Source organism: Bacillus sp. 22446, assembly GCF_052044955.1.
Taxonomy (GTDB): domain Bacteria; phylum Bacillota; class Bacilli; order Bacillales; family Bacillaceae; genus Bacillus; species Bacillus altitudinis.
In genome coordinates this window covers 45,166-66,345 of the sequence record NZ_JBQEOD010000002.1, presented here as the reverse complement: position 1 = coordinate 66,345, position 21,180 = coordinate 45,166, and the positions used below count along the sequence as shown (strand labels likewise).

The 21,180-nt window shown below is 40.0% G+C and carries 23 protein-coding genes and 1 riboswitch; of the genes, 6 read left to right on the top strand and 17 right to left on the bottom strand.

Going from position 1 to position 21,180, the window contains the following annotated elements:
- Window positions 1-95: 95 nt before the first annotated feature.
- The 5 genes from ACTJJD_RS04595 to ACTJJD_RS04575 form a co-directional block, all read right to left on the bottom strand.
- Entirely contained in the window at window positions 96-2,015 is a 1,920-nt protein-coding gene (locus ACTJJD_RS04595; protein ID WP_440608146.1) for a heavy metal translocating P-type ATPase, read from the bottom strand.
- Between the two features lie 295 nt (window positions 2,016-2,310).
- Window positions 2,311-2,799 carry an endospore biogenesis thiol-disulfide oxidoreductase StoA gene (gene stoA / locus ACTJJD_RS04590; protein WP_440608145.1) on the bottom strand — a complete coding sequence of 163 codons (489 nt, stop codon included), beginning with the start codon at window positions 2,797-2,799 and terminating at the stop codon, window positions 2,311-2,313.
- Between the two features lie 54 nt (window positions 2,800-2,853).
- Entirely contained in the window at window positions 2,854-4,170 is a 1,317-nt protein-coding gene (locus ACTJJD_RS04585; protein ID WP_281215388.1) for a polysaccharide biosynthesis protein, read from the bottom strand.
- Window positions 4,171-4,282: 112 nt separating this feature from the next.
- Window positions 4,283-4,942, bottom strand: coding sequence for a cell wall hydrolase (locus ACTJJD_RS04580; protein WP_057079621.1), 660 nt, complete (start codon window positions 4,940-4,942; stop codon window positions 4,283-4,285).
- A 306-nt stretch (window positions 4,943-5,248) separates the two neighbouring features.
- Window positions 5,249-5,443 (bottom strand): hypothetical protein, encoded by a 195-nt coding sequence (locus tag ACTJJD_RS04575; protein WP_008348081.1) that lies wholly within the window; start codon window positions 5,441-5,443, stop codon window positions 5,249-5,251.
- Between the two features lie 167 nt (window positions 5,444-5,610).
- On the opposite strand from ACTJJD_RS04575, the gene ACTJJD_RS04570 reads away from it, so the two are divergent.
- Together ACTJJD_RS04570 and ACTJJD_RS04565 are read left to right on the top strand one after the other, a co-directional pair.
- The gene (locus tag ACTJJD_RS04570; protein ID WP_003211747.1) at window positions 5,611-5,799 is read left to right on the top strand and encodes a YkvS family protein; all 189 of its coding nucleotides are present in this window, start codon (window positions 5,611-5,613) and stop codon (window positions 5,797-5,799) included.
- Window positions 5,800-5,931: 132 nt separating this feature from the next.
- The gene (locus ACTJJD_RS04565; protein ID WP_035392243.1) at window positions 5,932-6,456 is read left to right on the top strand and encodes a GNAT family N-acetyltransferase; all 525 of its coding nucleotides are present in this window, start codon (window positions 5,932-5,934) and stop codon (window positions 6,454-6,456) included.
- A 99-nt stretch (window positions 6,457-6,555) separates the two neighbouring features.
- On the opposite strand, the gene ACTJJD_RS04560 is transcribed toward ACTJJD_RS04565, so the two are convergent.
- The 6 genes from ACTJJD_RS04560 to ACTJJD_RS04535 all read right to left on the bottom strand — a co-directional run bounded on the left by ACTJJD_RS04560 (window position 6,556) and on the right by ACTJJD_RS04535 (window position 10,685).
- Complete coding sequence (locus ACTJJD_RS04560; RefSeq protein WP_017367128.1) at window positions 6,556-6,774, bottom strand: hypothetical protein; 219 nt, start codon at window positions 6,772-6,774, stop codon at window positions 6,556-6,558.
- 258 nt (window positions 6,775-7,032) lie between these two features.
- Window positions 7,033-7,530: a preQ(1) synthase gene (queF, locus tag ACTJJD_RS04555; protein WP_283931312.1), complete on the bottom strand. Its 498-nt coding sequence runs from the start codon at window positions 7,528-7,530 to the stop codon at window positions 7,033-7,035.
- Window positions 7,531-7,545: 15 nt separating this feature from the next.
- Window positions 7,546-8,277 (bottom strand): 7-carboxy-7-deazaguanine synthase QueE, encoded by a 732-nt coding sequence (queE, locus tag ACTJJD_RS04550; RefSeq protein WP_440608144.1) that lies wholly within the window; start codon window positions 8,275-8,277, stop codon window positions 7,546-7,548.
- On the bottom strand, window positions 8,270-8,710 hold the full coding sequence (gene queD, locus ACTJJD_RS04545; protein WP_007498731.1) for a 6-carboxytetrahydropterin synthase QueD: 441 nt from the start codon (window positions 8,708-8,710) through the stop codon (window positions 8,270-8,272). Before queD ends, queE begins: the two co-directional genes overlap by 8 nt.
- On the bottom strand, window positions 8,711-9,367 hold the full coding sequence (gene queC / locus ACTJJD_RS04540) for a 7-cyano-7-deazaguanine synthase QueC (RefSeq protein WP_025207244.1): 657 nt from the start codon (window positions 9,365-9,367) through the stop codon (window positions 8,711-8,713).
- Between the two features lie 158 nt (window positions 9,368-9,525).
- Window positions 9,526-9,570: riboswitch (PreQ1 riboswitch) on the bottom strand.
- A 71-nt stretch (window positions 9,571-9,641) separates the two neighbouring features.
- Window positions 9,642-10,685, bottom strand: a complete 1,044-nt coding sequence (locus ACTJJD_RS04535) for a YkvI family membrane protein (RefSeq protein WP_108611227.1) — start codon at window positions 10,683-10,685, stop codon at window positions 9,642-9,644.
- Window positions 10,686-10,930: 245 nt separating this feature from the next.
- Between ACTJJD_RS04535 and ACTJJD_RS04530 the strand changes: the two genes are divergently transcribed.
- The 3 genes from ACTJJD_RS04530 to motB all read left to right on the top strand — a co-directional run bounded on the left by ACTJJD_RS04530 (window position 10,931) and on the right by motB (window position 15,151).
- Window positions 10,931-13,036 (top strand): AAA family ATPase, encoded by a 2,106-nt coding sequence (locus ACTJJD_RS04530; RefSeq protein WP_440608143.1) that lies wholly within the window; start codon window positions 10,931-10,933, stop codon window positions 13,034-13,036.
- A 563-nt stretch (window positions 13,037-13,599) separates the two neighbouring features.
- Complete coding sequence (gene motA / locus ACTJJD_RS04525) at window positions 13,600-14,394, top strand: flagellar motor stator protein MotA (RefSeq protein WP_008346088.1); 795 nt, start codon at window positions 13,600-13,602, stop codon at window positions 14,392-14,394.
- Window positions 14,387-15,151, top strand: a complete 765-nt coding sequence (motB, locus tag ACTJJD_RS04520; protein ID WP_017367125.1) for a flagellar motor protein MotB — start codon at window positions 14,387-14,389, stop codon at window positions 15,149-15,151. Before motA ends, motB begins: the two co-directional genes overlap by 8 nt.
- Window positions 15,152-15,337: 186 nt before the next feature.
- On the opposite strand, the gene ACTJJD_RS04515 is transcribed toward motB, so the two are convergent.
- The gene (locus tag ACTJJD_RS04515) at window positions 15,338-15,793 is read right to left on the bottom strand and encodes a MarR family winged helix-turn-helix transcriptional regulator (protein ID WP_003211701.1); all 456 of its coding nucleotides are present in this window, start codon (window positions 15,791-15,793) and stop codon (window positions 15,338-15,340) included.
- Between the two features lie 204 nt (window positions 15,794-15,997).
- On the opposite strand from ACTJJD_RS04515, the gene ACTJJD_RS04510 reads away from it, so the two are divergent.
- Entirely contained in the window at window positions 15,998-17,497 is a 1,500-nt protein-coding gene (locus ACTJJD_RS04510; protein ID WP_008346092.1) for an ATP-binding protein, read from the top strand.
- A 51-nt stretch (window positions 17,498-17,548) separates the two neighbouring features.
- Here ACTJJD_RS04510 and ACTJJD_RS04505 read toward each other — a convergent pair whose 3' ends face one another.
- From ACTJJD_RS04505 to mtnW, 5 genes are all read right to left on the bottom strand, one after another.
- Window positions 17,549-17,791, bottom strand: coding sequence for an aspartyl-phosphate phosphatase Spo0E family protein (locus tag ACTJJD_RS04505; protein ID WP_008346101.1), 243 nt, complete (start codon window positions 17,789-17,791; stop codon window positions 17,549-17,551).
- A 302-nt stretch (window positions 17,792-18,093) separates the two neighbouring features.
- Window positions 18,094-18,624 carry a 1,2-dihydroxy-3-keto-5-methylthiopentene dioxygenase gene (locus tag ACTJJD_RS04500; RefSeq protein WP_019743068.1) on the bottom strand — a complete coding sequence of 177 codons (531 nt, stop codon included), beginning with the start codon at window positions 18,622-18,624 and terminating at the stop codon, window positions 18,094-18,096.
- Between the two features lie 16 nt (window positions 18,625-18,640).
- Window positions 18,641-19,273: a methylthioribulose 1-phosphate dehydratase gene (locus tag ACTJJD_RS04495; RefSeq protein WP_099496475.1), complete on the bottom strand. Its 633-nt coding sequence runs from the start codon at window positions 19,271-19,273 to the stop codon at window positions 18,641-18,643.
- Window positions 19,237-19,932, bottom strand: a complete 696-nt coding sequence (locus ACTJJD_RS04490; protein ID WP_135226812.1) for a 2-hydroxy-3-keto-5-methylthiopentenyl-1-phosphate phosphatase — start codon at window positions 19,930-19,932, stop codon at window positions 19,237-19,239. Before ACTJJD_RS04490 ends, ACTJJD_RS04495 begins: the two co-directional genes overlap by 37 nt.
- Window positions 19,933-21,150 carry a 2,3-diketo-5-methylthiopentyl-1-phosphate enolase gene (gene mtnW, locus ACTJJD_RS04485; protein ID WP_144740349.1) on the bottom strand — a complete coding sequence of 406 codons (1,218 nt, stop codon included), beginning with the start codon at window positions 21,148-21,150 and terminating at the stop codon, window positions 19,933-19,935. It abuts the gene before it with no gap.
- Window positions 21,151-21,180 lie beyond the last annotated feature (30 nt).

The window sequence follows — 21,180 nt, the reverse complement described above, 5'->3', positions numbered from 1 at the left end:
CCTCACACGTTTGACTACTGATCTATTGTATCAGTTTTCACTGTATTTCGCACAAAAGCGCACTGACCTAAAGCCAGTGCGCTTTTGTGATTTGCTTAAGAAGCACGAAGCAAACGAAGTCCGTTTAAAATAACCAAAATCGTACTACCTTCATGCCCAATGACACCAAAAGGTAAATCAAGAACTTGTAAGAAATTCGCACAGATTAACAAACAAATAACAGTTAATGAAAAGATGATGTTTTGTTTAATGATTCGGTTCATCTTTCTTGAAAGACGGATCATCTTTGTCAAGTTGTTTAAGTTATTTTTCATTAAAATGAGATCTGCTGTTTCTAAAGCAACATCTGTGCCTCCGCCCATTGCGACGCCAACATCTGCTGTGGCGAGTGCAGGTGCATCATTGATTCCATCTCCGACCATAATGATCGAATCACCTTGTTTTTTCAGTTGATTGACTTCGTGTACCTTTTCATCTGGAAGACATTCAGCGACAACGGTTTGGATGCCTGCTTCCTCTGCAATCGCTTCAGCTGTTTTTTGCTGATCCCCTGTGAGCATGACGGTTTGGATGCCTAAATCATTCAGCTCCTGAATCATTTTTTTGGCTTCAGGTCTGATTTGATCCTTCAAACCGAGACAGCCGACAACTTCTTGATTTTTTTGAACATAGACAACTGTATATCCTTTGGATGAAAGAACATCACCATTCTCTTCAATGTCACGATCCATTGAAGCTTTTCCGGCAAAATCTTTCTTCCCAATCCGCCATGTGTCCTCATTTAATTGTGCTTCCACACCAAAACCTGATGTTTCTTCAATGGTTAAGTGGGCTGACCGCCCTGTATGATGCTCTTTTGCCATATCAGAAATGGCTTTAGCTAATGGATGGTTTGACTGACTTTCAATTTGATAGAGCGCTTGATAAAAGGTCGATTCATCCTGCCCTTTTGCCAAGACCACTTTTTCAACAGCTGGTTTTCCACTTGTAATCGTACCCGTTTTATCAAATGCAATCATCGTACTTGTGCCCAGTTTTTCTAAAAAGACACTTCCTTTTACAAGCATACCGTTTCTTGCACCGTTTGAGATGAGTGAAAGAGCTGCTGGCATAATTGAGGCAACAAGTGCACAAGGCGAAGCAACCACCATAAACACCATCGCACGGTAAAACGTTTCACTCATGCTCCAGCCAAGTACAAAATGAGGCAGGAACATTAAAATCGCCACAGTGATGAGCACACCTTTTACATATGCACCTTCAAATTTTTCAATAAATGCTTGGCTTGGCGATACACTTTCTTGTGCAGATTCCACAAGCTTAATGATTTTATGAAAAAGTGTTTCTTCATTATGTTTTGTTACTTCTACTGTTAATGAACCATTTAAATTCACTGTTCCTGCAAACACATCTTCCCCTTGCCCTTTTTCCTGAGGCACCGATTCACCCGTTAAGGCAGATTCGTCTACACTTGTTCTTCCGCTCATGATCACACCATCTGCTGCAATTCGTTCGCCCGCTTTGATTAAAATACGGTCGCCTGGTGTAAGTGAAGAAGCAGCGATTTGAATGGTGGTGCCATCTTCTTCAATTAAAGTGGCTTCATCTGGAGCGATCCTCATTAAGGCCGTTAAGTCTTTTTTACTTTTATTTGACGTATACGTTTCTAGCGCACCGCTAAGCGAAAAAATAAAAATTAAAATGGCTCCCTCTGCCCAGTAGCCAATGATCGCTGAGCCTATCGCAGCAAATATCATTAAAAGTTCTACATTTAATGTCTTGGATGAAATGGTTTCTTCAATTCCTTCCTTTGCCTTTGCAAAACCACCAATAACAAAAGCAAGAATGAAAAGAGGAATACTCCACATCGTTTCATCCTTTAGAAACCATCCAATCAAGATGAGAATCCCCGAAATGCCTGCTGCGATTAATTCTCCGTGCTGTGCCCATTTTTGAAAGAGCGAGTTGGATCCCTTTTGATCTGTCGTTTGATAAAGTACTGTATTCTCATTCATGATTACTTTCTCCTCTCTAATTGATAATGATTTTCACATTATCAATCGTTGCCCGTTCCGTTTATCATCTATATTTTCTGCTATTTCAAGCTTTTTATAGGTCTGTAACTCATTATAACAGGTTCTGATCAATTTTCAATTAATAATTATTATAATTTCTTTTTGATAATAATTATCATTATTAGTATCCAACATTTCTTCCTCTTTCTGAGCACATTTTATTCATCTAAAAGGTAATTGAACACAAAAAAGAACCAACGGATCGACCATTGGTTCTTTACAGAAAGCTTGTGTTCTACGAATTTGTCCACTCTTTGATTTGTTTTTTCGTCAGCGGACCTACATGGTTTTTGACCACTTCACCCTTTTCATTGATGAAAAAGGTCGTCGGGATCGTCATGATTTGGTATTTCTTCATCATTTCTCCGTGTTCATCGAGAACGATCGGAAATGTGAACTTTCTGTCTTTCACAAATTGGGCAACAGCATGCTTGCTTTGCTCAGCACCAAGTAAATTAACAGTCAGTATGTCTACATCACTTTGATTTTCTTTCACAATCTGTTCAAAGGCTGGAAGCTCCATTTTGCAGGATGGGCACCACGTTGTCCAAAAATGCAGAATGGTCCGCTTCCCTTTCACCGGGATCACCTGCGTTTCACCTGTTAATGTAGGAGCTTCTATCCTCGGCGCCATGACAGGCTCTTTTGCTTCAGCCTCTATGCTCATCAGAAATAAAAGAAGGGTCATCATGAGAAGACTGGCGGGTAGATATTTACGATTCATCAGCATCTTCCTTCCTGATTTTCTTATAGCTTGCCCGCTAGCTGCACATGACATTCAAGCTTTTTTCAATGTAAGAAACATGGAGACGCCGAGTTCCTTGCAAATCGTCGCATAATGCAAAGCCGTTAATAGCAGCATCCCCGTGTTCATTCCTAAGATAACACCCATCATATTTAAGGATTCGATGGATCCTAGGAAATACACCATAGAGAACGACACCACGTGCACCCATATATTATGTAGGAACACATCTTTAATAAGACCCATACCAATTAAGCAAGCTTGAAACGGCATCACGAACAGGTGGCATAAGAAGTAAGGCCATAGCAGCTGCAAGTAGACGGCTGCTTGAGGTGAGTCAAAAAAGAGCTGCGTGAGCGGATAAGCGAAATAATACATGATCATCACGGCTGGCACCCCATATCCAAACGTAATGAGAATCGCTTGTCTGACACGTTTTTTCACGAGATGATACTGCCCCAAGGCATAGGCTTCTGATACATTCGGAATCATCACAATCATAATGGAATGAGCGATAAACGCCGGAAAAAAACCGATCGACATCGCTACGCCAGCAAGCATTCCGTAATGATCAACAGCAAGCGTACCAGAAATGCCCGCTGCAACGAGGGCTCCTTTGATTAAAAACGGTTCAATCGCATTGGCAATGGCATGAAAGATACGCATACCTGTTGTCGGAATGGAGACCGCTAACAAACGTTTTCTGACGTCAATCCCTCTTAACTCAACCGATCTGACATTCACAGCATTTTTCGCCATGACGTATTGGGAATATAAATAGATAAAGACGACGAGATCACTTGCAACAATCACACCAATCGCGATAAGCACCGCTGTTTCAATATCAAACGAATACCAATGAAAAAACAAAAACAAACAGATAAGCTGGATCGTTTTTTTCAGCATATTGGCTAGAGCAATTCTGCCCATTTGCTGCTTGCCCATAAAATAGCCGCGTGCAATGGAAGTAAATGCGATGATTGGAATGAGTGACAGAACCAAGCCCTTCATCAGCGGATGATACGATTGAAATACAGGAATGAAAGGCAGTACAATGGCTGCTATTGCCGTTGTTGTGCATGTCACCACAAGCGTCATTTTAAATGCATGGCGAAGCATACTTTTATGAAGCCGCTCATGCGATTCTGCAATGAATTTAGAAATGGAGACTGGCAGCTCTAAGCTGGCGATCACAAGCACAAGCATGATGATGGGAAGGATGCTCATATATAAACCCATTCCATGTTCTCCAAGCTCTCTCGCTAAAATCATATTGACTAAAAACTCGATACACTCAGCAATGAAAGCTGCAATAGATAGCAGAATGACCCCTTTTACAAATCGATTCATGTAGCCTCCCCTTGTCTAAAAGCAAATTCTTTTCACATTCTATGAGACAAGTCCTGAAAATATTTTAATAATTGAAGACAAAAAACAGCGACTGATTGATCGCTGCTTTTCTTTACACTGCAAACACATGACGGCCAATGCGTTCTACAATTTTACGAGAACGAATCCAGTTATCTGTCGCCGTTTTTGGATTATAAAAATAAATCGCCTTTGTTGTTCTGTCATCTTCTTTGACAACCTGCTTCACTGCTTTTACGGAATCCTGGTCTGCCTTATCATTGATACTTCCATTTGATACTGGCTGGAAGGCATTTCGCTGATAAATCACGCCTCTGACACTGTCAGGAAAAGAGCGGTGTTCCACGCGGTTTAAGACGACGCTTGCTACCGCTTTTTTCCCGGCGTAAGATTCACCTTTTGCTTCGGCATGTACCAACCGAGAAAGCAAGTCCATTTCTTCATTAGAATAGTGTGATTGATTTCTTGAGCTTGCTGGCTTTGCCGTTTCCTTTTTCTTCGGCTTCGGCTTCGGTTTTGATGCCTTTTCCTCTGTTGACGTGCTTAGCATTTTCACTTTAGGCTGATGTTTCTCCTCTGAAAACGCTGGGATCACGGTATGCTTTTCATCTTGATCTATATATGAAAGCTGATGCTTTACAGGTGCTTGTTCAAGTTTCTGACTTAATGTGCCTTCTTGCTCTTGTATATTGTCCATCTTGATCGCTGAGATGAGCATAAGGATGGCAAAAAGAGCTGTATGAATTTTGATCATTCGCCTCATTCCTCCTTTAATCAATGTAGGCCGTAAGATACTTGTCCACTCTAACAAGAGCTTCTTCTATTTTCACGCACAAAGATTTGCATGCCTGTCCAAATTCCGTCATTAAATGGCATGTCCTAGTTGAAATACGCATGAACTGGTAATGTAAGCGTTTAATATAGTCTCTTTTTAGCCTATAATCATCCTTATGCTCCTGATTATGGGTTATTACATTTTCTTTTCATATGTATCAAGCTGGTTTGAAGTGTGACAAAAGAACCAAAATAAAAAGCTTTTTCTCATGAATGAGAAAAAGCTTTAGCTTCTTGCTTCTTTAAGATATTCAAAAATAACATCTCCACCATGCTTGGCGATTCCGCGAAAATGTTTAAAATCATCTTGATTGACCAATACAGAACGAAATGTTAAAAAATCATCCTTTTGAATGGTCACTTGTTTTTCAGTTCCATTCCGTAATGATTCTAGTATTGTGTTGATGTGTTCTTCAGTCAAAAAAATCGCTCCTTTTCAGCCTTGATCAAATATTAAATATACCATTCGTTTTCAAAGCGTACAACGAAAACGAAAGAAAAACGTCTTTATCCTTTACATTGGTATGAAAATATTGCAAAATACTTTTTAATAGGGAATGAAATCTGTTTTTAAAGGAGAGGGATCGGTTGAAGATTGCAAAAATTGGGAATGTGATCGAATTTAGAAATGGTTTAACAGGTGTAGTTGAAAAAGTGAATGAAAACTCTGTTATTGTGGATGTCACCATTATGGACAACTATAGAGATTTAGAACTGGATTCACTAACAGTCGTTAATCATAAAAACTATAAAATCATCAAAGACTCCGTACATTAATTTGCAATCCTCAATTCAGCCTACCGTTACATAAGGATATACGAAGCAGAGCTGATCACAATACCTTACTTTTTATGTTTTATGTAAAAAAGTGATCTGATGCAATATTAGCTCTAGATAGGAGAAACTAATATGCAACATTCAAATGATATCATTGTACGTTTTGGAAAAATAGAAGATGCTGAAACTACTTTAGAAATTCAAAAATCAGTGATTGCTGAGTCAGATTATTTACTGACAACGCCGGAAGAATACAAAAAAACCTTGTTAGAACACAAGGAATGGATACAGAAAAGAATAGAAAACGAAAATGAGACGTACATAGTTGCCCAAACTGGCGATCAAGTCATTGGATGGATAGCCTTTGAACAATCATCAAATAGAAAAAGAACTTCTCACGTTGGTTCTTTCGGCTTGATGGTTGATAAGAGCTATAGAGGTTTAGGCATAGGGGAAATGTTACTAACAGCATTATTAAATTGGGCAGAAAAGAACCCTTCAATTGAAAAGGTTAGTTTAGCCGTTTTCTCCACAAACCAAAAAGCTATTTCTTTGTATAAAAAGATGGGCTTTTTAGAAGAAGGGCGTAAAATCAATGAATTTAAAATAAATGATCATGAATACTGGGATGATGTATTAATGTATAAGCTCGTTTAATACGATGAAAAAGAATTGCAGAAATAAAGACATAATAAATTGAATCATCAATTTATTATGTCTTTTTCTTATTTTCTCTTACATCATTTGATGAAGGCGTCAGTCTTTTTGCGCGTGAAAGGTTTGCATTTCCGCTTTTGTTTTGTACATATCAACTTCTTCAGGTGTTATCACGCCTTTATCAATTAAAAGGGCGATCACTCCAAGTAATGTGGAGGCACTCCATTTATATCGTTCTTTGTTTTGATGTTCAAGCATCTGAAGCTCTTCCCTTAATTCCATCAGCAGCTTCTCTGTTTTGTCTTCTTTGTTTGCCAACACAAACGCCCCCATTTTCATTCGCTCGTTTCAATTTTATCTTAAAATAAATATATGAAGAATAAAAGCATGATACACCTTTACAAACATACGTTCTGTCATGTATACTATACATACGAGCTGGTAGCCCCCAGCCGTCCTAGCAAGTTCTATTCCTATTGGTATGAGAAGAGTGACATGACTCTTCTCTTTTTTTATGTGTCATCATGATCTATTCCATAAAAAAAGACATGTTATTCGCATGTCTTTTCTTATTTATCAGCGATTATCAATCGTTTCTGGATACATATCGTGATTCATCATACGATACGATGCCATCTCTTCATACTTTGTCCCAGGTTTTCCGTAGTTCGTATACGGATCAATTGAAATACCGCCTCTTGGTGTAAATTTGCCCCATACTTCGATATATCTTGGGTCCATTAATTCAATGAGGTCGTTCATGATAATATTCATACAATCCTCATGGAAGTCACCGTGGTTACGGAAGCTGAACAAATATAATTTTAATGATTTACTTTCGACCATGATTTCATTTGGGATGTAGCTGATATACACGGTCGCAAAATCTGGCTGCCCTGTTTGCGGGCAAAGTGATGTGAATTCTGGGCAGTTGAATTTCACAAAATAATCTCTATTCGTATGTTTATTCGGGAACGTTTCAAGCACTTGTGGTGCATAGTCAAACAAGTAATTCGTCCCCTGGTTTCCTAGTAAAGTGACACCTTCTAATTCTTCTGGTTTTCTTGTCATCATTTTGTTTCTTCCTTTCTATACGCCTCGTTTATTTCCCCACAATAGCGTATGCAATTGTGGTAGGACTCTCACACGATTCAAATCAGGATCTTGCGCTACTTGATCTACAAGCATTTCGTATTTCTTTAATAAGTGCGTTAATAAGTACGCATCATCAGCTGTCGTCGTATCATCATTTCCAACTTGCAAATAAAAGGGGAGTTCTGGGTATTTCGCATGAACATCCTTTGCATAGGCTAGATCAAGATCATCAAAGATCACGACCTTCAGGCTTGCATGATGCAACCTGTTTCCCTTTTTCAATTCATCTATGATACGCGTTAGTTTCGTGAAATCGGTTTTCATATTAGAACTTGGTGGCTTTGGAGAAATGGTTAAATCATCTATCTTCAAAAACCAATCTTGATACATCGTTCCCTGCGTTTCAAGCGCCGTATCAATTCCTTCTTCATGCAATAAATCAATAAGTGATTCCATTTGTTTTAAAAGCGCAGGATTCCCACCTGAAATGGTGACATGAGAAAATGCCTTTCCACCTATTCTCTTCAGCTCTTTTACAATATCCTCTGCCTGAAGCCACTGAATATCATGCTTAGCTGATCCATCCCATGTAAAAGATGAATCACACCAGCTGCAAGAGTAGTCACAGCCAGCCGTTCTGACAAACATGGTTTTTTGGCCAATGACCATTCCTTCTCCTTGAATGGTTGGACCAAAGATTTCTAAGACAGGAATCGCTTTAGTCATTGAGCTCAACTCGTTTCGGACGGTAAATGCAGTAGCTTGTTGGTGTCTCTCTGACAAAAACTTGAACACATGTCGGCTTGTTCGCTAAAGTCGTTAAATATGCGGCCACTTTATCATACACAGTCTTTGCGACAACCTCTGTAGTAGGCATCGCATATGGATCGGTTGAGGAGAATTCCTCATGATCATTGAGCAGCGTGTGATCATATTTACCATGAATAAGTTTTTTCAATGTACTAAAATTGACAAGGAAACCCGATTCATCTAGGTCATCTCCAGCAATGGTTATATTGATGGTATACGTATGACCATGTACACGGCTACAAGCGCCAGCATCTTCTCTCGGGATAAAATGGGCTGCCGATACATGCATATCTTTATTTAATTCAAACGAAAATGGATGATCCGTCTGTGGATAGATTTGAGAAAGCATTTAGTTTGCCTCCTTCATTTTCATATACGTGTCATAGCCATTTTTCCGAAGCTTACATGCAGGACATTCCCCGCAGCCATCAGAAATGATGCCATTATAGCAAGTGAGCGTTTCATTTTTCACAAAATCTAGCGCATTCAGTTCATCAGCCAGCTTCCACGTTTCAGCTTTATTCAGCCACATGAGCGGCGTATGGATGACAAATGGTTTTTCCATTGCCAAATTCACCGTGACGTTACAAGATTTCACAAACTCATCTCGGCAATCTGGGTAGCCGCTAAAGTCTGTCTCGCACACACCCGTGATAATATGACGTGCTCCAATTTGATACGCAAGAATGGATGCAAAGGATAAGAAAACTAAGTTTCTCCCCGGAACAAATGTGGAAGGCAGTTCTCCTTCTTTTTCTTCAATATCAATGTCATCTCTTGTTAAGGCATTTGGTGCAAGCTGATTTAAAAGAGACATATCTAATAGATGATTTTTCACACCTAGCTTGTCAGCAATTCTTTTGGCGACATCAATTTCTTCTTGATGACGCTGATTATAATGAAAGGTTACCGTTTCAACCTCTTTAAATTGTTGAAGTGCCCATAGTAAACATGTCGTACTGTCCTGTCCCCCGCTAAAGACAACGACCGCTTTTTCATTTTTCATTTTCCTTTTCCTCCTTTTGCAGACCCGTACCACCGCACAAAGCTGCATCTGAAAGGTTCATGAAAACCCCTATTTTTCTCAAAAGAAAAGACACCTTTACATGTGTATGAGGTGTCCCAGCCATAAAAAATAAAAAATGCCACATCCAAGGATACGGCAAGTCCTTAGTTTTTTATAGAGGGTTTTGCTAGAACCTCTCCCGTTTTCACGGATTTTTGTTCAATTTTCACAGAGGATAGTGTACCACATAATTGGTGTACAAGCTATCCCTTCTTTACTTATCACGTGATGCAGGCACTTTTTTCAGACAAAGAAAGAGGATAAAAAAGATACTGACATAGCCAAAAACAGGGTAAACCGTTGAAATGAGTGTGCCGTATCCAATTTTACTGATCACATAACAGCAAAGCAGAATAAAGGATATCGTATACATACTGTTCAATCGGATATACGCCCTCACTTGCCTTTCGAGACCGTATAAATTCCCTATAACAGATGTAAAGACTTCACCGAAGATCACGAATAAATAGACGAGATGAATGGAGTTTGCGACTTGATACACCACTTGGGCCATCGGAATATCATACGCTTCCAGCATTTCTAATGAAGAAAGGGATAAAAAGCAGGCGAGCAGAATGAGTGTCAGCATCAGACCCCCAAGCACCGCTCCCTTTTTTATAACGGCTTCGGATGTCATTTCGTTTGCGACCGGCACTAATACGGCTTGAGACAGCGCTAAATTAAATGCACCATATGAAATAGCAGACAACATCCATTCGCCCTCTCCCATTTGCAGCCCCAGAACGTGGCTTTCACCGCTACTAAACACAAATGAGTCTAGAAACACAATCAGCGAAAAGAAAATCAGCATTGGAACGACAAGTACATTGACACCAAATAACCCTTTTGAACCTTTAAAAAGGACAATGACACTTAAAATAATCGTTAAAAAAATACCATATTCTTTTGAGATGCCAAGTTGTTCTTCAAAAATAGCGCCTGCTCCAGAAATCATCACTGACGTCACACCTAGTAAGATAAAAAACATGACGATGTTAATATATCGACTCGCAGCAGCTCCAAATAAAAACCGATTCATATCTTGATAAGACTCCGCTTCAATTCGTTTGGAAATCAGCATCATTTTTGCGCCAAGGCCGGTAAAAATAACACCGCTAATCAAAATCCCGATCAATCCAATCCAGCCAAAACGAACAAAAAATTCTACGATTTCTTTTCCTGTCGCAAACCCAGCTCCAACCACTGTTCCTACATATACAAAGGCAAGCTGAAAAGCGGATTCATTTGAACGTTTCATATGACCCCTCCGCACCCATCACTTTCGATTGTCTCTTTTTTATCCTATGAGACAAGTTCCTTGAAAAGAAGGACAAACCATGATTAAATGCAAAAAAGGATTTTTCATTCAGCTATGAGCAAAACGGTTGAAAGTCAAAATAGGTCAGAGTATACTATAGTCAAAGATGGTCAAACAACAGACCATTTTATTTAACATTCATTGGTCAAATAAAGTCAAACTTTATTTTAAGGAGGTCATGGCTCATGCGTTGTCAACATTGTCAAGTAAATGAAGCAACTATTCGCCTGAATATGCAAGTAAATTCGTCCCGTAGCCAAATGGTTTTATGTGAAGACTGCTATACCTCTTTGATGGAACAGTCAAAAATGAAAATGGGTCCTAACCTGTTCGGAGGCGGTTCATTCTTCTCTGAGCAAGCAGGACATGCGACGAGCCAAGAGCGGCCTAAACAAAAAGGCTTACTCGATGAGCTTGGCCGGAATTTAACGGATGGCGCACATGCTGGTTTAATCGATCCTGTCATTGGCCGTGATGAAGAAGTCACAAGAGTCATTGAGATTTTAAATAGAAGAAATAAAAACAATCCTGTCCTCATTGGTGAACCTGGTGTTGGTAAAACGGCCATAGCCGAAGGACTAGCACTAAAAATTGCAAATGGAGATGTACCAAATAAATTAAAGAACAAACAAGTTTATTTATTAGATGTCTCTTCACTTGTGGCAAACACAGGTATACGTGGTCAATTTGAGGAACGGATGAAGCAATTAATCAAAGAATTGCAAAGCCGTAAAAATATCATCTTATTCGTTGATGAAATTCATCTTCTTGTAGGCGCAGGCTCTGCCGAAGGGTCAATGGATGCCGGAAACATTTTGAAACCAGCTCTAGCTCGAGGGGAACTGCAACTAGTAGGTGCGACGACATTAAAGGAATATCGTCAAATTGAAAAAGATGCTGCCCTTGAACGCAGGTTCCAGCCTGTCATCGTTGATGAGCCAACACAGGATGAAGCATTCGAGATCTTAAAAGGCATTCAGGATAAGTATGAAGCCTATCATGGCGTCACCTATTCTGACGAAGCCATTAAAGCGTGTGTTCAATTATCTTCGCGGTATATTCAAGACCGCCACTTGCCAGATAAAGCCATTGATTTAATGGATGAAGCAGGTTCAAAAGCGAATCTCTCCATTGATGCAGCAAGTGAAGATGAATTAACAAACCGTCTTGCGCAAATTGCCGCTGAAAAACAAGCTGCTTTAAATGAAGAACGATATGAAAAAGCAGCGAAGCTTCGAGACGAAGAAGAAGCGATTGAAGCGAGATTGCAAAACAAAACAAATGACAAAGAACATGTCGTCACAGCTGAGGACATTCAGTCGATTGTAGAACAAAAAACAGGTATCCCTGTCGGCAAACTACAAGCAGACGAACAAACAAAAATGAAAGAAATTGATGTCCGCTTAAAAGCCCGCGTCATTGGTCAGGAACATGCGGTTGAAAAAGTGGCGAAAGCCGTAAAAAGAAGCAGAGCCGGCTTAAAATCAAAACATAGACCAACTGGCTCCTTCCTTTTCGTTGGGCCAACAGGCGTCGGGAAAACCGAATTGTCTAAAACATTAGCGGAAGAATTATTTGGCTCAAAAGAAGCGATCATTCGTTTAGATATGAGTGAGTACATGGAGAAACATTCCGTGTCCAAAATCATCGGTTCTCCTCCTGGTTACGTTGGACATGATGAAGCCGGACAGCTCACGGAAAAGGTTCGCAGAAAACCATACAGCATCATTTTGCTCGATGAAATCGAAAAAGCGCACCCTGATGTCCAGCATATGTTCCTTCAAATCATGGAAGATGGCCGTCTAACAGACAGCCAAGGCAGAACCGTCAGCTTTAAAGACACAGTCATCATTATGACAAGTAACGCTGGCAGCACAGATAAAAAAGCAGTCAAAGTCGGATTCCAGTCTGAACAAGAAGAAGCCATCGAAGAACAATCATTGATTGATTCACTGAGCGCTTATTTCAAACCGGAATTCTTGAACCGTTTTGACAGCATCATTCAGTTTGATTCATTAGATAAAGACGATTTAGTCAAAATTGTGGATCTTCTGCTCAAAGATTTGTCAGAGCAGTTAAAAGAACAACATCTAACTGTTCACGTCACAAACGAAGCGAAAGAAAAAATCGCTGAACTTGGTTATCATCCAGCATTTGGGGCTCGTCCGTTACGAAGAACGATTCAAGAGCATGTTGAGGATCAAATGACGGACATCTTGCTTGAAGAAGAACAACTTACTGGATTTACAGTCGATGTTGAACATGACGAAATTGTTGTGAAAAAGAGCTAAGTACATCCTAAGGAGGATCTTCAGCTCCATCATGTTGCAGTGTCTAAATTCCATCTGAGCGCCGACGCTCCCCCGCCTCTTTTCCTTTACGATAAAAGAAAAAGAGGTGGAGCACATGGATCACATGATCAATTGGAACTACGATTTGATTAAAATCATACATGAAGAAAAATTAAAAGAATTACTCTTAGATGAAACAGCTCAAAAAAGATGAAGTTTCCAGATTGTTGACAAAGGGCTAAAATGAACTTGATTTTAGCCCTTTGTCTTCTTTTCAGCGTGATAGAAAACCTTTGCAGCCTTAGGAAGGACGAGTACTGGCGCGGAGCGAATTTGGCATTCGTGAGCACCAGAGCGCAGGACTGACAAAGAATGCGAGGGTTTGTCTACACGCTGAAAACTCCCTTTTATATGAGGGAGTTTCTTTTTTTACGGCTTTCAGAAAGCGCTTTCGTCAAAATTTCTTCACATAAACTGTCTTAATTTTATATTCTGACTAAAACCCTTCTAGAAGACACCGATATTAACTATAGAAAAAGATAGTTAAAGGATTTGGTGAGATAATGGACAAAACATCGTTAATTGGTATTATTTTAGCATTTATTGCACTGAGTGTCGGTATGGTTTTGAAAGGTGTGAGTCTAACCGCTCTTATCAACCCGGCGGCTATATTGATCATTGTGGTTGGGACAATTTCAGCTGTTGTCATTGCCTTCCCATCTAGTGAAATTAAGAAAACACCAAAATTATTCGGCAAAATTTTCAAAGATAGCAAGCTTCCAACGATACAAGAAATGATTCCTCTATTTTCAAACTGGGCACAAATTGCTCGTCGTGAAGGTCTTTTGGCATTAGAGGCAAATCTTGAGGAAGTCGATGACGATTTTCTAAAGAACGGCTTAAGCATGGCGGTTGACGGTCAAAGTGCTGAATTTATTCGCGACGTCTTAACAGAAGAAGTCGATGCCATGTCGGAGAGACATCAGTCAGGCGCATTAATCTTTACACAAGCTGGTACATACGCTCCGACTCTAGGGGTACTTGGTGCCGTTGTCGGACTTATTGCCGCACTTGCAAACATGGGAGACATTGAAGCACTTGGACATGCGATCAGTGCTGCCTTCGTCGCCACACTGCTTGGGATTTTTACAGGGTATGTGTTGTGGCATCCATTTGCCAACAAGCTGAAGCGTAAATCAAAGGAAGAAGTAAAGCTTCGTCTCATTATGATTGAAGGGATTCTTTCTGTCCTTGAAGGCCAGTCTCCAAAGGTCATTGAGCAAAAACTTCTGATGTACTTACCAGCAAAAGAACGTGCAAATCTTGTCATTGAAGAAGGAGAAAAACAGAATGGCTAGGAAACGTAAAAAACATGATCATGAAGACCATGTAGATGAGTCTTGGCTGATCCCTTACGCCGATCTTCTTACGCTTCTTCTCGCCCTCTTCATTGTGCTGTTTGCATCTAGCTCCATTGATGCGGCAAAATATGAACAGATGGCTAAATCGTTTAATGTTGTCTTTACTGGCGGCACTGGCGTAATGGACCAATCAAGCATGCAGAGCACCGAAGAAACAGAAAACAGTAATCAAACCAAAAAATCAGCAGAAGATGAAGAAGAAGCAAAAGCGAAAGCTCGTGACCAAGCGGTATTAACAAAGGTTAAAAAGCAAGTAGATTCATTCATTGCGGATAAAAAACTTGGTTCGAAGCTTGAAACAAAGCTGACGGATGAAGGTCTGCTTATTACAATTGAAGACAGCATCTTCTTTGATTCTGGGCGAGCGGTGATCCGCTCGCAGGATGTTCCGTTAGCCAAGGAAATATCAAAGCTGCTCGTCATTAACCCTGCTCGTGATATCGTCATTAGCGGACATACAGATAACGTTCCGATTCGGAATTCTGAATTTGAATCCAACTGGTATTTAAGCGCCATTCGTGCGGTCAACTTTTTAAATATTCTCCTTGAAAACAGCAACCTAGACCAAGAGAACTTTAGCACAAAAGGTTACGGTGAATTTAAACCGATTGCCTCTAACGATACCGCAGAAGGCAGAAGTAAAAACAGACGCGTCGAAGTTCTTATTTTGCCAATTGAGAAAAAAGCAAAATAAATAGGAAGCCAGCAGCTTCCTTTCAGATCATGACAAAGGGCTAAAATAATGTTTATTTTAGCCCTTTGTCTTTCTTATGAGCGCGACTGAAAGCGCTTGTCGTTTATCGGTGCGCAGGACTGACACCATATGCGAGGATTAGTCTACATACTAAAAAGGAAGCCAGCGGCTTCCTTTTTTATGTGTTTATTCTTTATGATCATATAAATGCTTGGCACGCAGTCCTACATGTTTGAGCATATCGATGCAGGCATCCTTCTCCTCTTCACTAAGCACACTGATCATCTCGTGAATCTCTTTTGCATGATCTGGGAAGATGTCATCAAGCAAAGCTCTTCCCTGCTCCGTAATATGTGCAAATGTCACCCTGCGGTCTTCTGCACAAGCTTTCCGGCTAAGGAGTTCTTTTTTCTCCAATTTATCAACCACATACGTGATGCTTCCGCTTGCGAGTAAGATCTTATCACCTATTTGCTGAAGCGGCTGATCACCTTTATGATACAGCAATTCTAATACAGCAAATTCAGTCGGATTCAGACCGTGCTTCACAATATGTTTGTTCATGTGGTGATTAATGGAGCGATAGGCACGTGATAGTACAATAAATAATTTCAAAGATTTCTCAACATTATGATTTTCCATTTTTTATCATCCTTTATGAAATGCAACCCACTAATGTGACATTAATAAACAATAAGTAAAATGTCAACATGTTGAACCATTTTTAGCATGAAAAAGAGACCAGAACGAATCACCTAATTTTTTAAAAATCTCACAAGTCATCGTAATAAAGATAGGTTCAATGCTATAATAAGTCTATTAGGTAATACGTTGGAGCGATGAATCATGAGTATACTGAAAGGGTTTTGGAAGAAGATCAAGCTTTACCTTATTTTGGTCGTGATTCCAACCCTCATCATTAGTTATTTTATCTACGAAAAAGAAACTGAGAAAATTGATGTAAAAAACAAACAAACCGCTACACTTATGTTAAATATTCACAAAAACCAAATGAATTATTTAATCAGTGAAACAGAAGCAAGATTAACTTCCCTTGCCATGGGATTTGACCAGCCGCTTGAAACGAAAAGAGTACAAAACATCCTAGAGAAAATCTATAAACAAGAACCTCGTTTTTCAGGCCTGTATCTCCTAGACCAAAAAGGAAATGTCACAGCCAGCACCACACCATTAAAGGAAAAAATCAACCTGTCATTTAGAGATTACTTTAAACGTATTCAAGTTACAAAACAGACCGTCATCACAGATAACTATGTAAGCCGCATTACTAAGCAGCGGATTCTCTCCATTTGTGTCCCTGTTTTGAATGAAAACGACGAAGTCACGGATGTGCTAGTCGCTGCGATTCAAATTGATTATTTAAGAAATATTATGAATGTATTAAACCCAGAGCTTCATTTTAAGATGCTGAATCAAAATGGAGACGTTGTGTTTACAAGTGGTCCACAGCCAGCATCTGAAAGTGATAGCACCGTGTCTACATATTTAGATGAAAACAGCTGGAAGCTGGAGGTTTTTCCGCAGCGTGCGACAACAAGTGAAGTACTGTCTGTGATGCTGTTTCCTTTATCCAGTGCATTTATTCTCTTAAATATCTTATTCACACTCGTCCAATATATCATTTTAAGACGACAAACCCAGCAGGAACGCCACCAAAATGAAGCACAAAAGCTTGAACTCATTGGAACACTTGCGGCAAGTACAGCTCATGAAATTCGCAATCCATTAACAGGCATTAGCGGGTTTATTCAACTTTTGCAAAAGAAGTATCGTTCAGAAGAGGATCAGCTTTATTTTTCTGTCATCGAGGAAGAAATTAAACGGATTAACCAAATCGTCAGTGAGTTTCTTGTGCTAGGAAAACCAACGGCTGAAAAGTGGCAAAATAATTCTGTGAAAGAAATTGTGAGTGAGATCATGCCAATTGTATTTTCTGAGGCGAATCTTTATAATGTCGAGGTTGATTTGCAAATCAATACCATTCAAGATGTTGGCGTGTATTGCACGAAGGATCACATTAAACAAGTGGTATTGAATGTAGCGAAAAACTCGTTAGAAGCGATGCCAAATGGCGGTCATTTGAAGATTGTCATTGAGGCTGAAAAAGAACAGGTCATCATAAAAGTGAAAGATACAGGTGAAGGTATACCAGAAGAGATGCTGAAACATATCTTCCTCCCTTTTATTACGTCGAAAGAAAAAGGAACAGGTCTTGGGCTTGTTGTGTGTAAACGAATCATTTCGATGTATGGGGGGACAATCGATATCGAGAGCGAAGTGAATAAAGGAACAACCGTGATCATCATGCTCCCTTCTGCACACTAATAGCTGAAGCATTCATCCGGTTTTGCTAATGGCAAGACCGGTTTTTTGATGTCAATAAGAAGGACGATTGACAGAAAGGAGACTCATTTGTGATACAAGATCATGAAAGGAAGCAACAGATTGTTGTTCATGAAAAAGAAGATACTGATACTCATTCATCAGGTTGTCCAGTTCTTGACTATATTTAATTGTCGTCTCACCTGTATAGCCTTCTACTTGAGCAGCTTCTACCATTTGTCTTCTCTTTTCATCAATTGACATTAATAGCTGTTCTTTCCGTACATAAATATTCATGATCTCAGCTCCCGCTATGAATTCGTCTGTCTACGCTCTAAATGATCCGACACCAAAATTATACTTTATTTGTAAATTAAATTAAATATGCTTATTTTATTTAATTTTTTACAGCCTAAAGACCTTTTACCCAATGAATTCTGGGGGTAAACTTCAAAATTGGACAGGACTGACACATTGATTAAACAGAATTTTATCCTATGCAGAAGACCAAAATCAACTATTTTCTCTCTCATTTTATGTCTATTTTCCTAAAAAAAAAGCTGATCTTCCGCCTCATGCGAAATGATCAGCTCCCACTATTAAACCGTTTCTTCTTCGTAAATTGGCACCCAGCCCTCAGTTGTGACAAATATGCGAACTGCGACGACTTGACGATCTTCTTGAAGTGTAAAGTAGTGACGAATATTCGGGGGCACAGAAATTAAATCACCTGGATTCAGTCTCACATCAAAAAAGACGCCGTCTTTGCCTTGAATGGCAAAGATTCCATGACCGCTCACGATAAATCTGACTTCATCATCCGTATGATGATGCTCACGTTTAAAGTTTTGAAGCAGTTCATCCAGATTAGGAGTCGCATTTGATAATGAAATCACATCCTGCGCTTTGTATCCTCTTCGCTCGGAAATACTCTTTATTTCCTCTTGAAACACAGTTAAAATTTCTTCCTTTTCATCATCTGTTAAATCGTACTTTTCTGATAACTGTTTTGGTAGTTTTTCAATATCCCAATGTTCATAAATGACCCCTTGCTGTTCTAAATACGCCTGAACCTCTTGTTCGTTCTCAAGTAACGTGTTCTCTTCATTATGAATGTAAATGGTCGCCATGTGTGTTTCCTCCTTTTTATTTAACAAGCTGCTTTTGATAAAGCGCTACTTTCAAATGATAGGTAAATAAAAATTCATAAGCCTCTAAGACTCGTTTGGCTTCAAATGCGCTTTTCCCCCAAACGGTGATGCCATGATTACGAATGAGTACAGCACCAGCATCGTCCGTCAGGTGCACTGCAAATTGCTCTGCAAGGTGCGGAATATGAGCTGGGTTTTCAATAATAGGAACAGCAACTTCTGCATCCTCTTCCCAATAACCAAGCGCTTTAATGATTTCATTACCTTTAAAACGAATTTCTCCTTTATCGCCATACAGCTCAGAAATGACATTGTTATCGATCGTGTGGACGTGAAGACAACATCCTGCTTTCGTCCGCTCATAAACGTATGTGTGAAGCAGTGTTTCAGCTGATGGCCTGAGCGGCTGATTCGGATGAACCGGCTGACCTGCTGCATCAACAAGAACAAAATCTTCATCGGTTTCTTTTCGTTTATCTTTGCCGCTTGCCGTCACCAAAAACGTGATGGGATCATCCGACACTTTTATCGATAAATTGCCGCTCGTTCCGTAAAACCAGTCTCTTTGTGCCAATTCACGTTTGACGTCTGCTAGTTCCTTCCAGCGTTTACTCTTCTCGTCTGCCATTCCTTCACTTCCTTTATTTGATCAAATTGCGCTTTTAGATCAACAAATGTTTCATACTCTTGATGTACGAGCCCTAGCTCTTTACATTCGTTCAGTAAATAATCACGCGCAAACGTGAGATCCGCATGTTTCGCTGCCTCAATATCAGTCACTGAATCACCAATCATGATAATAAAGTCATCTTCCTGCGTCAGTTCTCGAATAATGGAAGGCTTGCAGCAGCCACAGCCATTTTGGCATTCTGAATCACAGGCATGCGGCCATTCAATTTGAATATGGTCTTCTTTAAATGATGCATAGTTACAATAAATATTCTCTTGTTCGACAATCCCTTCAAGGATAGGATAGACAAAAAAGTCCATACCGCCGCTGAGTACATAGAAAGGAATGTCTGCTTTTTTGACATCATCGACAAACTGTTCAAATCCCTCACGAATCTCTGTATCCTCTAAAATAAATGACCGAATGGCTTCTTTCTGATCACTCGTCAGTAACTGAAACATCTGCCCGACGCCTTCTTGGATCGTGATCTCTTTTGCTAGAACACCATCCTTCCATTTCGTCCATTCTTTTGGAGCAAACTGCTTCATGATGCGAATGATATTATCATTTTTCGTAATCGTACCATCAAAATCACAACATACAATTGGTTTTTTCATTTATTCTGCTACCCTTCCCCAAAGATCAAGTGCTGCTTGTAAGTCTTGACAAGTTGATGCTTTTTCTTCGATAGACTCTTTTTTGACCACCGCATCAATGATCGAACGAAAGGCTTTCCCTCCTCCAATTGCTCCCCGCGGATGTCCGTGAATTCCCCCGCCTGCATTAATGACATGATCAAGTCCAAAATCTTTGATTAAGATCGGCACCATTCCCGGGTGAATGCCTGCTGAAGGGACAGGAAATGTTTGTTGAACTGTATCCTCTTTCACACATGCTTCGAAAATGCCAATGGCATCTTTTTTCGGAAGGGCGACTGATCCATAAGGAGAGGGAAAAAGACTTAAATCAGCGCCAGCATATCGATTTAATTTGCCTAAAAGAAGAGAATGCGAGAATCCATAGTCTGGAGAGGATGTCATTGCACCGCTCACTGCCGGATGTGCCATGATCGGCAATCGGATCTCTGGATCTTCAGCCAAGCTTTGCATGACATCAAGTCCATAGGCAAAAACATTGAATAAAAGCGCATCAGCCCCGAGTTCGGCTGCCTTTCTTGCTCGATCTTTCAAATCAAAAGTTCTACCCGTTAAATTAACAGCATAAAGCGTGCGATGTCCTGTCTCTTCATATGTTTCTTTTAATATCTGTTTTCCTTCCTTGATTCGATCTTCAAAAGGGGCTAATGGGCTTTCAAATAAAATCTCATCATCTTTGATGAAGTCTACTCCACCTAAAGCCTGTAAGCGGAGCTGTTCTTTTAAATCCTCCATATCACGGCCGATCACGCCTTTAAATATACTCATCAATAGCGGCCGATCAAACACGCCTACTTTCTTTCGTATCCCCTCAATGCCAAATACCGGTCCTGGCAGACAGCTTTTAAACCTTTCCGAAAATTCGATATCGACGAGCTTTACTTTCCCATCCAGTGAAAGCTTTCCAAAAATCGTCGTCAACACCGCTGGTATATCAGCTGAAAAGTTCGCCTCAGGATAAGCAATGGTCACCTCTGATTGATACAGACCACCATTTGTGGGAGACTGTTCTTTTACGCTCACCACACGGCCTTTATGTTTTTTCAGCTGCTCCTTTTTGAGCTGCGGCAAGTCCGTCCATGACCCGACCGTTAACCCAAGTGCGATCTGCTCTGCTTTTCGGTCTATTTGTTCATCCTCTCGATGTGTTAGTACGTATGTTGCCAGTAGTTCACTCACTAGGAATCCCCTTTCGATTGCGTCCTGTAT